The following is a 13,916-nucleotide window of genomic DNA, read 5'->3' as shown; positions in this document are numbered from 1 at the left end:
GAGACATTTTTTAGCCGGCCTTTTCTCTATTAGATCATTTTTGTGCTTATTATTTTTACCGGACAGGCTTTTTCTGCAAGAAGGCATTCATCGTAAATGGTATTGTCTAACGATTTTAAAGTATAGAATCCTTTTTTATCTTTGGCATGTAACAGTACAGTTTTTCCGTCTTTCTTCGACATTTGAAATTGACCGGGAGCCACTTCCACACAATAATTACAGCCTATACACTTTTTGCGTTGCAATGTTACAACTACCATTATTCCTTAACAATTTTGTAAAGTTTGTCTGAAGGTCGCGTTCTGAAATTTGTAGGTATAGTACAGGAATCTCCTTTTTTTGCAATGTCGTTCCGTTCATCATTTACCATCATTTCGGTTAACTTCATTTCTTCAACTCCTGTAGTTGGCCCGGTAATTAAAAGAGTATCTCCCAATTTAATATCATAGGCCTCAATTTTAAATTCTGCGATACTGGGCTTTGGAAAAAAGTGCACTCCTTTACCAACATATACTTTCTTCTGAGTGGCTTTGGATCCGGAACCATCACTCCATTCTCCAAGCTTTTGCCCCAAATAATAACCACTCCAGAAACCTCTGTTGTATACTTTTTCCAACTCATTCATCCAGGCAGTTACCTTTTCCTGAGTGTAATTACCCTCATTACAGGCGTCTATAGCATCACGATATGTTTTTATCACTTTGGCTACATATTCCGGTGCTCTTCCTCTGCCTTCAATTTTTAATACTTTTGCACCTGTGTCTATTACCTGATCCAAAAAATCCAGTGTGCACAGGTCTTTTGGAGACATCATATATTCATTATCCAATTCAATTTCAAAGCCGGTTTCCTGGTCGGTAACAGTATACTTTTTTCTGCAGTTTTGCTTGCAGGCACCTCTGTTTGCAGATGAGTTATGTGAATGCAAACTCAAATAACATTTCCCGGATACAGCCATACATAGTGCTCCATGCCCAAAGACCTCAATTTCTACCAGATTCCCTGAAGGCCCTGTAATTTGTTCGCGCTCTATTTGCTCACAGATCTTCTTTACCTGCCGCAAACTTAATTCCCTGCTCATAACCATCGTGTCTGCAAAAAGCGCATAGAATTTTACCGTTTCAATATTGGTTATGTTTATTTGTGTGGAAATATGAACCTCCATCTGTATCTGCCTTGCGTATGCTATTACTGCCTGGTCCATGGCAATTACCGCAGTTATTCCGGCTACTTTCCCGGCATCCAACAAAGTTTTTATAATGGACAGGTCATGATCATAAATGATCGTGTTAAGGGTTAGGTAGGTCCTTACATTTTTTTCATTACAACGACGTACTATTTCAGGTAGGTCTGCAATAGTAAAATTTATACTGGCCCTTGCCCGCATATTTAGTTGATCTACACCAAAATACACAGAATCTGCTCCGTTATCTATTGCTGCTTGAAGGGATTCAAAATTCCCAGCCGGTGCCATTAGTTCCATTCCTGCCATACGTATTTTATCTAATTTAGAATCAGACGGCAAAAATACATTATTTTGAAGCATTTAGTAAATTAAAATACGGACTTGGCGTTTTACTTTAGTGTGATCGAGTTAGGTTTTATGAATGGAATTATCATTGAAGAATCCAATTACTATCCGTTTGGTTTAAAAGATAACAGACATAAATTTGCTACTTCTTGCCAGAGTTTTTTTGATTATAAGTGTCTATTTTTCAAAATATAACAAAATTATTTTGTATTTTAATATAATAAAAAAATGTGCTATGAAAAGAATTATACTCCTTACTCTGGTTTTAATACTTTCCATCCAGAGTTCAGCCCAGCAAGAGTTGATAGACAATAATTGGACACTACACTATATGATTATAGATGGAATAACGTATAATGTTTCCCAGCCAACAGGAGGGGACCCTGATTATCATCCGGGGATTGATTTTTTTGAGACCTCAAATGGTTATCAAGTAAATGGGATTATACATTTCAATTACTTTTTCGACTCTCTGGGACCAGTCATTATTGATACGGATACTTTTACAGTACAGTCTCCCAGTGTGACCCTAGGTGATTGTTTCCCTTATTGTGAACTTGAGGGACAGTATTTAGGTACTGTTTTAGCGGGTGATTTCATGCAAAACAGAACTTATGACTATGAAATAATAGATGGATCCAATAATAGCAAAACATTAATTATCACAACCCCGGAAGGAAATACTGCCGTACATGGTAATTATATTCTATCCACTGATTCGTTTGATAAAGAACAGATAACTCTTTATCCAAATCCAGTAGGGAATGATCTTAACGTATCCTCCAAAGAATTACCTATTGAAGAAGTACGGATATTTTCTATACTGGGAAAAGATGCTCTCAAAATAAAAACCAATGAAGGAACTCCAATTAACGTTTCATTTTTGAAATCCGGGATATATTTCATGGAGATGACTTTTCAGGATAGTAGGAAATATATACATAAGTTCGTAAAGCTGTAGCTATATCTATTTTATTAAGATATAGTTTTTGAATAAAAAGCCTCTCAAGCTTCTATAGTTGAGGGGCTAATTAACATTAACCAATGGTATATCCTTTAGAAGCAAATTGGTTATGAGAGTAAAAACGCTGAATTAGATTGGAAGAATAACCTATATAAATTTTGTCATACTTTTTAGAATAAAGAACATATGTAACAAATTCCTCCATAAAAAAACTCCCCTTTTTTAGGGGAGTTCCTGTAGCGAGAAGGAGACTTGAACTCTAGTCCGCCTCAGGCGGATATGAATCCGACTATGTAAATTGAGACAAAATTATTTCATGAATGTACCTTCTTCCTATTCCTGATTTTAAGAATTTTTCTCGCTTCAGGGCATCTGCTTTGGAAATGTGAAACTCAACTTCTGCAACTATCCATGGGCGATACCTAATGGTATATCCTTTAGAGGCAAATTGGTTATGAGAGTAAAAACGCTGAATTAGATTGGAAGAATAGCCTATATAAATTTTGTCATACTTTTTAGAATAAAGAACATATGTAACAAATTCCTCCATAAAAAAACTCCCCTTTTTTAGGGGAGTTCCTGTAGCGAGAAGGAGACTTGAACTCCTGACCTCCGGGTTATGAATCCGACGCTCTAACCACCTGAGCTACCTCGCCGTATTTTGCGGAGGCAAAGATAGAAACAAAATAATGTAGCGCAAAGATTAGATACACTTTTTTAAGCATAAATTTCTATAAAAAAATTTACGGTTTCTTTTACAGTTTAAAATTAAAATATATATATTGGGCTTCAGCAAACAAATTATGGAGGATAAAATAAAATATGAGATGGAGTTTCCAATACAGGTGTCTCCTTCTCTTTTGTATCAATACATTTCTACCCCCAGTGGGATGAGCGAATGGTATGCAGATAATGTGAATTCCCGAGGCGAATATTTCACCTTTATATGGGAAGGAAGTGAAGAAAAAGCGAGACTTCTAGGAAAGAAAAATCAGGAACGAATCAAATTCAAATGGGTGGAAGATGAAGACACCGACTACTACTTTGAAATGCGTATCCAGGTAGATGAGATCACCAAGGACGTGTCTTTAATGGTGACAGACTTTGCCGAAGAAGATGAAGTTGAAGAAGGAAAAATGCTGTGGGAAAATATGGTTTCTAACCTGAAACAGATCTTAGGTTCCACCTAAATATCGAATCAATTTATAGTATCTTTGCGCCGTCTCACTAAAATGAGACGGTTTATTTATGCTCAATTTCAACGGAAAAATCAGTACAACTCCCAAAACACTTCTTCTTTCTGAAAATAGGGGATTGCAATATGCAGATGCGGTTTTTGAAACCATAAAGGTATCTGCCGGAAAGATCCTCTTTTGGGAAGACCATTATTTTAGGTTGATGGCATCCATGCGTATTTTACGAATGGAAATACCTATGAACTTTACTCCTGAATTTCTAGAAGAAGAAATCCATAAAACAATTGCTGCTTATAATGAAACTGTACATTCTTTTAGGGTAAAGCTTTTGGTATGGCGAAAAACGGGTGGAAAATACACACCGGAAACCAATGATATTGAGTATTTGATCACTTGCGAAACACTCAATACCCCATTTTACACTTTAAATGAAGAGCCATACACTATTGAGTTGTTTAAAGATCATTTCATAAATTCCGGCTTACTTTCCACCTTAAAGACCACAAGCAGAACGATCAATATTTTGGGTAGTATTTTTGCAAAAGAAAATAGTTATGATAACTGTCTGTTACTTAATGAGAACAAACAGGTTGTTGAAGCTCTTAACGGGAATATATTTTTGGTGAATGGCTATAAAATTAAAACACCGCCTATCGAAGATGGCTGTTTAAACGGAATCTTAAGAAAACAGTTAATTGCAATTATTGGACAACTTCCGGACTATGTACTGGAAGAAACTTCGGTATCTCCATTCGAGCTTCAAAAAGCCGATGAACTATTTATCACCAATACAATTATAGGGATTCAACCTGTAACCAATTATAGAAAAAAAGAATATACAAACACAGTTACAAAAGAATTGCTGGGAAAATTAAATGTAAAGGCCCGTCTGGGTTAGTTGTAGATCGGGTTTTCTGGGGCATTTGACCATATTACATAGTCACCGCCAAATTCGATCATTTTTTCTTTCCAAAAATTATCATAGGATTTTCCAATGATATCATTTTTATAATTATTGGGTACTACAACCCAACTATTTACTTCAAGCTCTTGTTCCAGTTGTTCACTAGCCCATCCCGAATAACCTAAAAAGAAACGTATTTGGTCTTCTCTGAGAGCGTCTTCCTGTAATAGTCCCGTAATTGCTTTAAAATCACCACCCCAATAAATTCCGTTGGATATTTCAATACTGTCTGGAACCATTTCAGGAATTCTGTGGATAAAATAAAGATTATCTTGTTCAACAGGTCCACCATTGTAAACCGTTAGATTAGAATTAACTTCCGGAATAAAATCTTTTAATTTATATTCCAGAGGCTTATTGAGTATAAAACCTACAGACCCACTTTCGTTATACTCTGCCAATAATACAACAGATCTGTTAAAAGAAACATCACCAATGATGGATGGTTCGGCAACAAGAAGTACTCCTTTGGTCGGTTTTAATGAAGTCATCTTTGGGTTTTAGTTAATTAAATCTAAGTATTAATTTCATAATAAACAACATATTGTTTTTTAAACTAATATTTCACCATTAAAAAACCCTCTTCAATCAAATTGAAGAGGGTCAAATAAATACGGTATGTACTAAAATTAGTTTACACTATTTGACAGATCTGAACCTGCTTTGAATTTAACTACATTTTTAGCAGCGATTTTAATAGTTTTTCCTGTTTGAGGGTTTCTTCCGTCTCTTGCAGCTCTTCTAGAAACTGACCAAGATCCAAAACCTACTAATGATACTCTGTTTCCTTTTTTAAGGGATCCTTCTACGTTACCCAAGAAAGATTCTAATGCTTTTTTAGCAGCGGCTTTTGTGATTCCGGCATCTTCTGCCATTGCGTCGATTAAATCTGATTTGTTCATAGTTTAATGTTTAGATTAAATTGTTGGTTAAACTTCAATTAATTGCTCTACAAATTTAATCGGATTATCGGTTCGCGCAAGGAATGACGGGGTAAATCCCCGTTTTTGTTGATAACTTAGAGTGTTTGTTAATAAACCAAGCTGCATTTTATCGTTTTTTAAAGAAATCAATAGCAGCAAGGGATTACAACATTTTTGCATCTTTACTAAATGTATAACCATTTAAGAGGTCGCTAATTACCATTTTTCTTTTTCCGGGTAATTGTATTTCCTTAATATATAGGTAACCGTCTTTTACAGCCACTTTCATATTTTTCTTAGTTGTAATAATACTACCCGGTTTTAATTTGTGTGACCCTTTTTCAGGAGAAGAAGCATAGACTTTAGTCTTCAATTGGTCTTCATCATTTTGTAATATCGTCCAGGCAACCGGATAGGGTGATAGTCCTCTAATAAAGGCATCTATCTTTTCGGTAGGTTGGTCCCAATCAATCCTGGTATTCTCTGGAGTAAGCTTAGGTGCTTCGTTTAGATCATCTACTTCCGGTTGTGGCTGTGTGGCTATAGAGCCGTTTTCAATTAAAGAAACAGTTTCTATTACTAATTTACTACCCAACTCCATAAGTTTGCCATGCAGTGTACCAACAGTTTCATTTTTTTCAATATCAATTTCCGACCTTAAAATGATTGCACCGGTATCTATCTTTTCATCTATAAAAAAAGTAGTGACACCAGTTTTGGTCTCTCCGTTGATGATTACCCAATTAATTGGTGCTGCACCACGATACTGGGGCAGGAGAGATGCATGTAGATTAAAGGTACCATATTCTGGCATTTCCCAAACTACTTTTGGAAGCATCCTGAAAGCAACTACAATTTGTACATTGGCATTTAACTCTTTTAATTGTTCTAAGAAATCTTTGTCTTTTAGATTTTTGGGCTGTAGAACGGTTAACTTTTGTGCTATGGCATACTCTTTTACTGCGGAAGGCCTTAATTTACGTCCACGTCCGGCCGGCCTGTCGGGAGCAGTAATCACTCCTGCAATATTTTTCTTTTCTTCTACAAGCTTTTTCAATACACCAACGGCAAAGTCGGGAGTACCCATAAATACAATCCGTATATCTCTCATTCGTTTCTGTAAAATTGTTTTTTTGTATTGGTTTTTACTTTTTCCGAATCCAGTAATAGTTGTAAAACATATACAATTTTAGACTCTGTAAAAGTAAGTCTTTCTGAAATTTCCCGCGAATTCATTTCACATTCTTCCAATAGCTGAAGGATTTTTTCAGAAATTAACTTCACCTCCGTTTTAGTAGCCGTAGTTTCTTGAGCTGCACATACACTGCAGATCCCACAGGGTATTCCCTCGGTTTCCCCAAAGTACTGCACTAACTGGCGACTCTTACACACTTTCGTATTTTCAATATACTGTAAAACCGAAGCCACTTGATTTGCTTTTTTCCGATTTAGCCCATCTACTTCTTTTGCTATAACGTTGATTGTCTTATCATCTTCTCTTGGAACTAAAAATGTAAGTGTAGCGTCGGTTTCGTATAAGGTGAGTTCCAGTAATTCATCGCGTTCAAATATTTTAAGAGCCTCAACAATTTTTTTTATAGGTTGCCCACATTTTTTGGCCACGAGATCCAAATTAATATAAGCAGGGGTATCAAATATTCCACTATACAGGCGCAGAATGGTCTTTCCTATAACCGATAGTGCGATATCTTTTTCAAAATAGGAAAGTAATACTTCAGACGAAACCAAAAAGCGTAGTTTGGATTTTCTTCCGAATTCTTTTGAGAGCTGAATAACCCCTAAGCAATCCAGTGAATTCAATCCATTATAAGCCAATAAGGTGTTTAATTGATAGGTTTGACAGAAGTCTGTAAAACTAAAATTGAACTGCGTAAATTCACCTTCACCGTACGAAATTTGAAAATAATTACTAAGCGTACGATATAATTTTTTTAAGTCTTTGGAAGTAGGTAGTGAATCAACAAATTGTTTTTTAATTAAAACCTTATCGTACTCATTATACAAAACAATTGCACTTGCAAAATCTCCGTCTCGTCCGGCACGTCCGGCTTCCTGAAAATAGCTTTCTAAGCTTTCCGGTAACTGTGTATGTATTACAAAGCGTACGGTTGGGTGATCAATACCCATTCCAAATGCATTTGTCGCAACAATGGTTGTGATCGAATTGCTTTTCCAGGCTTCTAATCTTTGATCTTTATCACTTTTCGAAATACCTCCATGGTAGAATGTACTTGAAATCCCCAGATTGTTTAAGTGATTGGAGGTTTCTACAGCAGTACTTCGGCTGCGTACATATATAATTGCCGAACCTGTATTGTTCTTTAATAATTGTTGGATTCTATATAATTTATCATTTTCAAAATAAACTTGATACGAAAGTTTTTCACGCACAAAAGAACTTTTAAAAATGGCTGGAAGTTCTAATTTTAATTGAGCAATAGTGTCTTGTAAAACTTCTGGAGTTGCGGTTGCGGTCAGTGCAATTACGGGAACTAAAGGATGCAGTTCTCGTACTATGGAAATGTTTTTATATGCCGGACGAAAATCATTTCCCCACTGCGAAATACAATGTGCTTCATCTACAGCAATTAGATTAATATGCATCTGTCGTATGGCGTTTTGAACGATCTCCTGCTGAAGTCGTTCTGGAGAGAGGTATAAAAATTTATAATTTCCATAAGATGCATTATCCAATAAAATTTGCAGCTCACTAAAAGAAATTCCGCCGGTAATACTCAAAGCTTTAATGCCGCGTTCCTGAAGGTTTTTTACCTGATCGTTCATCAAAGCCACTAATGGAGAAATTACTACACAGATTCCCTCCATGGCTATTGCAGGAACTTGAAAGCACAATGATTTTCCACCACTTGTAGGTAAAAGTGCTACAGTATCCTTCCCGTCCAATACAGAAGAAATAATTTCTTCCTGGAGAGGCCTAAAGGAAGAAAAACTCCAGTATTTTTCAAGAATTTGTAACGGCTGGTCCAAGGTTATTTATTCAAATTAGAAAGTATATATTCGCTTCTGCCTTCAATGCTACCCACAGGAACCTCATGTATCGAGTAACCATATTTTTGGTAACCTTGAAAGAGGTAATGATAAATCTTTTCGGCTTCATCAAAAGATTCGTAGCGTTCATTGTCTTGCTTGTATATTTCTTTCCAGGGAGGCAATAGAAAAATAGTATCATACCTGTTATTCATACAAGTTTCTGAAAATTTTTTAGGATAATGCGACTGAATATAATCCATATAAGCAGTTACATCCGGCATCCCACGGTCGTAGAACAAAAACGGAATGTTAAATGAAACAGCATCTTCAAATTGTTGCAACCTGCCCTCCAGTAATTTTTTACTGAAGAGTATTGGGTTTTCTAAAAATAGTTGTGCGATACCTTTTTTTTGAGCTTCTTTGATGACGTCTCGGGAGATTTCATGCATACAGGTATAGCCTTGCTGTTCTAAATGAGACACTAAACTGGTTTTGCCGGAGCCGGGACCTCCGGAAATAACAATTCTTTTTGTTTTCAAGCGTTACAATTTTATACAAAGTACGTAAATATTATTGATACCTAAAGCGTATCTTTGCGCCGTTTATAATCGATTAATACCTAATGAAGCAAGACAAAAACACTAAAGAATTCTATGAGCGGCTAAGACAGCAACTTACAGATGATACTTCCTGGCCGGCTCAGTACCTGTATAAATTCATTGTTCCGGCCGAGTTGGAAAAAATTGCAGAAATTGAAGCTATATTCAACGAGATGGATGCTGTGATTAATACCCGGGATTCTTCAAAAGGAACCTATACAAGTGTTTCCATAAAAGTGAAGATGGCTTCACCGGATGCTGTAATTAACAAATATCTGGAAGTTTCTAAAGTTGAAGGAGTTATTTCTTTATAAATTTAGTATTTTGCGAGATATAATCACTTCAGTAATACAAACCTCCTTTTTTAATTAATATATTTTGATAGATAATTTAGAATACAACACAGAACGACCGCATTTAATTATTCCTGAATATGGCCGCCATATACAAAAGATGGTAGACCATGCGGTTTCCATTGAAGACAAGGAAGAACGCAATAAAATTGCAAAGAGCATTATCGCCGTGATGGGAAATTTAAACCCCCATTTACGTGATGTCCCGGACTTCCAGCACAAATTGTGGGATCAGCTTTTTATTATTTCAGATTTTAAATTGGATGCAGACTCTCCCTATGATATTCCTTCTCGTGAAGAATTAATGGAACGCCCGGAGCCTTTAGAATATCCTCAAAACCATCCAAAATATCGTTTTTACGGAAACAATATAAAAAGAATGATAGATGTTGCGAACAAATGGGAAGATGGTGATATGAAAGACGGGTTGGTATTAACCATTGCCAATCACATGAAAAAATGTTTCTTGAATTGGAACAAAGATACTGTTGAAGATGCTGTCATCTTTGAACATTTATTTGAACTTTCAGGAGGAAAGATCAACCTCAAGAATAGTAACGAAGATCTTTCTAAAGCACATGATCTTTTAAAGAATAAGAAAAGATTTAGCAGCAATAGCAGCTCGAACAAAAAGAACTTCAAGAGTAACCGAAACCGCAAGCGGTACTAATATTAGCAACCACAATATGGGAACTTTTCAAATTGATGGTGGTCATAAACTAAAAGGTGAAATTCGGCCGCAAGGTGCTAAAAACGAAGCCCTGCAAATTCTATGTGCCGTTTTACTGACTCCGGAAGAAGTTATAGTTGAAAACATACCGGATATTCGTGATGTTAATAAATTGATAGAGATTCTGGGAAATTTAGGTGTCAAGACTAAAAAATTAGGCAAAGGAAAATATTCTTTTAAATCTGATAACCTGAAGCTGAATTATCTAGAATCTGAATTGTTTAAACAAGAGGGGAGTTCTCTACGGGGCTCAATTATGATCGTTGGTCCTTTATTAGCGCGCTTCGGAAAGGGATATATTCCTCGTCCCGGGGGAGATAAGATTGGTCGACGAAGACTGGATACCCATTTCGAAGGATTTATAAAATTAGGAGCTACATTTAGATATAATAAAGAGGAACGTTTTTACGGTGTAGAAGCACCTGATGGCCTAAAAGGAACATATATGTTACTTGATCAGGCTTCGGTAACAGGAACTGCAAATATTGTAATGGCAGCTGTTTTAGCAAAAGGTACAACCACAATTTATAATGCAGCTTGCGAACCTTACCTGCAGCAATTATGCAAAATGCTAAATGCCATGGGAGCCAAAATCAGTGGAGTTGGTTCCAATATGCTTATTATAGAAGGTGTTGAAAACTTAAGTGGCTGCACGCATCGTATTTTACCGGATATGATTGAAATTGGTAGCTGGATTGGTTTGGCTGCTATGACAAAAAGCGAGATCACCATTAAAGATGTGAGTTGGGATAATTTGGGTTTGATTCCGGATACTTTTAGAAAATTAGGGATTACTCTAGAAAAAAGAGGCGATGATATCTATATTCCTTCCCAAGATGAATATGAAATTCAGGGATATATAGATGGCTCCATTTTAACGGTGGCAGATGCTCCGTGGCCGGGATTTACTCCGGATCTATTGAGTATTGTTTTGGTAGTTTGTACACAAGCAAAAGGAAGTGTCTTAATACATCAAAAAATGTTTGAAAGCCGCTTGTTCTTTGTGGATAAGTTAATTGATATGGGAGCTAAAATAATTTTATGTGACCCGCATAGAGCTACCGTAATAGGTCACAATTTTGAATCTTCTCTTAAAGCGACCACTATGGTATCCCCGGATATAAGAGCCGGAATATCTCTACTAATCGCTGCACTTTCAGCAAAAGGGATCAGTACAATTCACAATATTGAACAAATAGATAGAGGTTATGAAAATATTGATGAAAGATTGCAGGCCATTGGTGCAAAAATCACTAGAATAGAACCATAAAAAACCTTCTGAACAGGTTTTTATTATTGAGGCTTCTTGTTTTTATTGATCTCATCCTGAAGCTTTCTTCTCAATTGTTGTTGTTGCTCCAGTGTTCTTTGTCGGTGGCTTTCAAATTCAGTTTCAGTTTCGGTCAATTTTAACCGCGCTGCTCTGGTAATCGAATTACTGTTTCTGAATTTATAGATAAAGAATCCCAGGCTCAACAAAAGAATACCTATGATTGACCACATAATAGTGTTATAAGTAGACTTGTTCGTTAATATTCCAAAGAATTCAATGCCATTTTCTTTTTCTTTTGAAGTGGTTAGATCTCCTTGAGTTGTTTTCAAATTGTTTGTAAGAGTTGCAATTTGGTTTTCTTGTTGCAAAACTTCTGCTTTAGTCTCACCAATTATAGTCTCCAACGCAGCTACAGAGTCTAAGATATTTTTACGTAAGCTATTTAATTTTGATTTTTTGATCACTTTATACTCCTGGTAATTATTGGATTTGTCGATCACATCAACAAATTGATCTTCTAAAGTGTTGGTATTGGTTTCTTGCGCTGAAAGAGTAAGCACAATAAAGAATAGGGGAAGTAGGGATGTTAGTTTTCTTTTCATTATTTCAGAGTTAGGTTTGTTATCGTTACTTAACACTGCAAGAGTAGAAAAATTGTATAAAACTTCCCAAAAAAAGGACTGAATTAAAATTTATTTAACAGAAACCAATTCGTTGTTATAGCAGAAGCTAAGCGCACCCGAAGGACACTTTTTGATCTGACTAATAATTTTTTGGGTATCTGCACCTTCCAGGTCGATCCAGGGAATCACAGAAGTTCTAAAAACTTCTGAAAGTCCTTTTGCACACCTCTCTGCATGAATGCATTTCTTTGGTTCGAAAGTAACTGTAATCTCTCCATTTGTAAATTCATTGTTGTAGGGCTCCATAAGCATAAGTTTGGGGGGTTATGTAAGTACCTTATATTCAATTACATCGATAAATATATGTAAATAAACGATAATATTAATAAATTATATAGAAAATTCTTACAAATATTTAATAAATAGCTTCCTTGTAGACTTTTAAGGCACGTTCACGGGCTTCGCTATGGACAACCATTTCATCCGGATATGTTTTAGTTCCAAACTCTTTAATCCATTTTTTAATATACTTCTGTTCTTTGTCAAATTTATGGGCCTGCGTAGTTGGGTTGAATATTCTAAAATAGGGAGCAGCATCAACACCACTTCCGGTAGCCCATTGCCAGTTACCAACGTTACTTGCCTGTTCATAATCCAATAGCTTTTGGGCAAAATATGCTTCTCCCCACCGCCAGTCTATCAATAAATGTTTACATAAGAAACTGGCGACCAACATACGTACCCTATTATGCATATAACCGGTAGTATTCAATTGACGCATTCCGGCATCAACTAAAGGATAGCCGGTTTTTCCTCTTTTCCATTTTTCAAATTCAGTTTCGTCATTTCTCCATTTTATAAAATCATATTTTTTTCTGAAGGCATTATTTGCTGTTTTTGGGAAGTGCCACAAAATCTGTATAAAAAATTCACGCCAAATGAGTTGTTGTAAAAAGGTTTCATTTTTTTCAGAAACTATATTTTTTAGCAGTTTACGAATACTCAGTGTTCCAAAACGCAAATGTGGCCCCAAACGTGAAGTAGCTTCCTCTACAGGAAAATTTCTCATATTCTCATACTCTCTGACAAGAGCAGGGTTAATAGTATATTCGGGGACTTTAATAGAAGATTTTTGAAAACCCATAAGCTCCAGACTAAGATCGGGTAGGTTGGTATTTTTCAATAAATTGTGTAGATGTTGTGAAGTATTATAAGTTCTTAACGTATATTCATTTTTAAACTTTGCTTTCCATTTTTTCATATAAGGTGTGTAGACTACGTATGGCTTACCATCGTCCTTAATGACTTCGTCTTTTTCAAAAAGGACATGATCTTTGTAGGTATAAAAGCCAATACCTTTTGCGGAAAGAAATTCTTTTATTTGAGTATCTCGGTTTTTGGCGTAGGGTTCATAATCATGATTGGTGATAACATTTTGTACTTTAAATTCTGAGGTGATCCGATTAAATATAATTTCTGGCGCACCATGATATAAAGCAATACTACTACCGTATTCCTGAAACTCTCTCCTCATTTTTTGAAGTTCTTCAAAAATGAAGGTAACCCTTGCATCATTTACAGGAAGCTCGTTTAATATTTCAGTATCGAAAATAAAAACGGGCAGTACAGAAAGTTTTCCGCGTAAAGCTTTAAAAAAACCTACATTGTCGTCGATTCGCAGGTCTCTACGGAACCAAAATATGTTTACAGCTTGCTTCAAGAATTATAAAAGTGCATTTGTTTATGTA

18 protein-coding genes and 1 tRNA gene are annotated in these 13,916 nt (G+C 35.9%); 6 read left to right on the top strand and 13 right to left on the bottom strand.

Annotated features, from left to right (window positions below; translation table 11 throughout):
• Nucleotides 1–29: 29 nt before the first annotated feature.
• Nucleotides 30–260: a ferredoxin gene (locus ACY2RT_RS01860; RefSeq protein ID WP_490154170.1), complete on the bottom strand. Its 231-nt coding sequence runs from the start codon at nucleotides 258–260 to the stop codon at nucleotides 30–32.
• Complete coding sequence (locus ACY2RT_RS01855) at nucleotides 260–1,492, bottom strand: peptidase U32 family protein (RefSeq protein WP_490154921.1); 1,233 nt, start codon at nucleotides 1,490–1,492, stop codon at nucleotides 260–262. Before ACY2RT_RS01855 ends, ACY2RT_RS01860 begins: the two co-directional genes overlap by 1 nt.
• 274 nt (nucleotides 1,493–1,766) lie before the next feature.
• Between ACY2RT_RS01855 and ACY2RT_RS01850 the strand changes: the two genes are divergently transcribed.
• Complete coding sequence (locus ACY2RT_RS01850; protein WP_490154169.1) at nucleotides 1,767–2,492, top strand: T9SS type A sorting domain-containing protein; 726 nt, start codon at nucleotides 1,767–1,769, stop codon at nucleotides 2,490–2,492.
• Between the two features lie 76 nt (nucleotides 2,493–2,568).
• Here ACY2RT_RS01850 and ACY2RT_RS01845 read toward each other — a convergent pair whose 3' ends face one another.
• The 3 genes from ACY2RT_RS01845 to ACY2RT_RS01835 form a co-directional block, all read right to left on the bottom strand.
• On the bottom strand, nucleotides 2,569–2,700 hold the full coding sequence (locus ACY2RT_RS01845) for a GIY-YIG nuclease family protein (RefSeq protein WP_490154168.1): 132 nt from the start codon (nucleotides 2,698–2,700) through the stop codon (nucleotides 2,569–2,571).
• Nucleotides 2,701–2,784: 84 nt separating this feature from the next.
• Nucleotides 2,785–3,045 (bottom strand): GIY-YIG nuclease family protein, encoded by a 261-nt coding sequence (locus ACY2RT_RS01840; RefSeq protein ID WP_490154167.1) that lies wholly within the window; start codon nucleotides 3,043–3,045, stop codon nucleotides 2,785–2,787.
• Nucleotides 3,046–3,077: 32 nt separating this feature from the next.
• Nucleotides 3,078–3,151, bottom strand: a tRNA-Met gene (locus tag ACY2RT_RS01835).
• A 147-nt stretch (nucleotides 3,152–3,298) separates the two neighbouring features.
• Between ACY2RT_RS01835 and ACY2RT_RS01830 the strand changes: the two genes are divergently transcribed.
• Nucleotides 3,299–3,685, top strand: coding sequence for an START-like domain-containing protein (locus ACY2RT_RS01830; RefSeq protein ID WP_490154166.1), 387 nt, complete (start codon nucleotides 3,299–3,301; stop codon nucleotides 3,683–3,685).
• A 58-nt stretch (nucleotides 3,686–3,743) separates the two neighbouring features.
• Nucleotides 3,744–4,589, top strand: coding sequence for an aminotransferase class IV (locus ACY2RT_RS01825; RefSeq protein WP_490154165.1), 846 nt, complete (start codon nucleotides 3,744–3,746; stop codon nucleotides 4,587–4,589).
• Here ACY2RT_RS01825 and ACY2RT_RS01820 read toward each other — a convergent pair.
• The 5 genes from ACY2RT_RS01820 to ACY2RT_RS01800 all read right to left on the bottom strand — a co-directional run bounded on the left by ACY2RT_RS01820 (nucleotide 4,586) and on the right by ACY2RT_RS01800 (nucleotide 9,129).
• Complete coding sequence (locus ACY2RT_RS01820) at nucleotides 4,586–5,146, bottom strand: YqgE/AlgH family protein (RefSeq protein ID WP_490154164.1); 561 nt, start codon at nucleotides 5,144–5,146, stop codon at nucleotides 4,586–4,588. The two genes, ACY2RT_RS01825 and ACY2RT_RS01820, sit on opposite strands and share 4 nt — an antisense overlap.
• 138 nt (nucleotides 5,147–5,284) lie before the next feature.
• Complete coding sequence (locus tag ACY2RT_RS01815; RefSeq protein WP_490154163.1) at nucleotides 5,285–5,557, bottom strand: HU family DNA-binding protein; 273 nt, start codon at nucleotides 5,555–5,557, stop codon at nucleotides 5,285–5,287.
• 184 nt (nucleotides 5,558–5,741) lie between these two features.
• Nucleotides 5,742–6,689 (bottom strand): methionyl-tRNA formyltransferase, encoded by a 948-nt coding sequence (gene fmt, locus ACY2RT_RS01810; protein ID WP_490154162.1) that lies wholly within the window; start codon nucleotides 6,687–6,689, stop codon nucleotides 5,742–5,744.
• Nucleotides 6,686–8,587 (bottom strand): RecQ family ATP-dependent DNA helicase, encoded by a 1,902-nt coding sequence (locus ACY2RT_RS01805; protein ID WP_490154161.1) that lies wholly within the window; start codon nucleotides 8,585–8,587, stop codon nucleotides 6,686–6,688. Before ACY2RT_RS01805 ends, fmt begins: the two co-directional genes overlap by 4 nt.
• Before the next feature lie 2 nt (nucleotides 8,588–8,589).
• A complete protein-coding gene (locus ACY2RT_RS01800) occupies nucleotides 8,590–9,129 on the bottom strand; it encodes an AAA family ATPase (RefSeq protein ID WP_490154160.1) in 540 nt (179 codons plus the stop codon).
• Between the two features lie 83 nt (nucleotides 9,130–9,212).
• Here ACY2RT_RS01800 and ACY2RT_RS01795 point away from each other — a divergent pair, with 83 nt between their 5' ends.
• The 3 genes from ACY2RT_RS01795 to murA all read left to right on the top strand — a co-directional run bounded on the left by ACY2RT_RS01795 (nucleotide 9,213) and on the right by murA (nucleotide 11,542).
• Entirely contained in the window at nucleotides 9,213–9,503 is a 291-nt protein-coding gene (locus ACY2RT_RS01795) for a DUF493 family protein (protein ID WP_490154159.1), read from the top strand.
• Between the two features lie 64 nt (nucleotides 9,504–9,567).
• Nucleotides 9,568–10,212, top strand: a complete 645-nt coding sequence (locus tag ACY2RT_RS01790; RefSeq protein WP_490154158.1) for a DUF4290 domain-containing protein — start codon at nucleotides 9,568–9,570, stop codon at nucleotides 10,210–10,212.
• Nucleotides 10,213–10,228: 16 nt separating this feature from the next.
• Nucleotides 10,229–11,542: a UDP-N-acetylglucosamine 1-carboxyvinyltransferase gene (gene murA / locus ACY2RT_RS01785; protein WP_490154157.1), complete on the top strand. Its 1,314-nt coding sequence runs from the start codon at nucleotides 10,229–10,231 to the stop codon at nucleotides 11,540–11,542.
• A gap of 23 nt (nucleotides 11,543–11,565) precedes the next feature.
• Here murA and ACY2RT_RS01780 read toward each other — a convergent pair whose 3' ends face one another.
• The 3 genes from ACY2RT_RS01780 to ACY2RT_RS01770 form a co-directional block, all read right to left on the bottom strand.
• On the bottom strand, nucleotides 11,566–12,147 hold the full coding sequence (locus ACY2RT_RS01780; RefSeq protein ID WP_490154156.1) for a hypothetical protein: 582 nt from the start codon (nucleotides 12,145–12,147) through the stop codon (nucleotides 11,566–11,568).
• 90 nt (nucleotides 12,148–12,237) lie between these two features.
• Nucleotides 12,238–12,474: a (4Fe-4S)-binding protein gene (locus ACY2RT_RS01775; RefSeq protein ID WP_490154155.1), complete on the bottom strand. Its 237-nt coding sequence runs from the start codon at nucleotides 12,472–12,474 to the stop codon at nucleotides 12,238–12,240.
• 109 nt (nucleotides 12,475–12,583) lie between these two features.
• A complete protein-coding gene (locus ACY2RT_RS01770) occupies nucleotides 12,584–13,888 on the bottom strand; it encodes a cryptochrome/photolyase family protein (RefSeq protein ID WP_490154154.1) in 1,305 nt (434 codons plus the stop codon).
• Nucleotides 13,889–13,916: the final 28 nt, after the last annotated feature.

This window comes from Ulvibacter sp. 2210JD10-4, from assembly GCF_058148525.1.
This window is presented reverse-complemented; position numbering and strand designations above follow the sequence as displayed.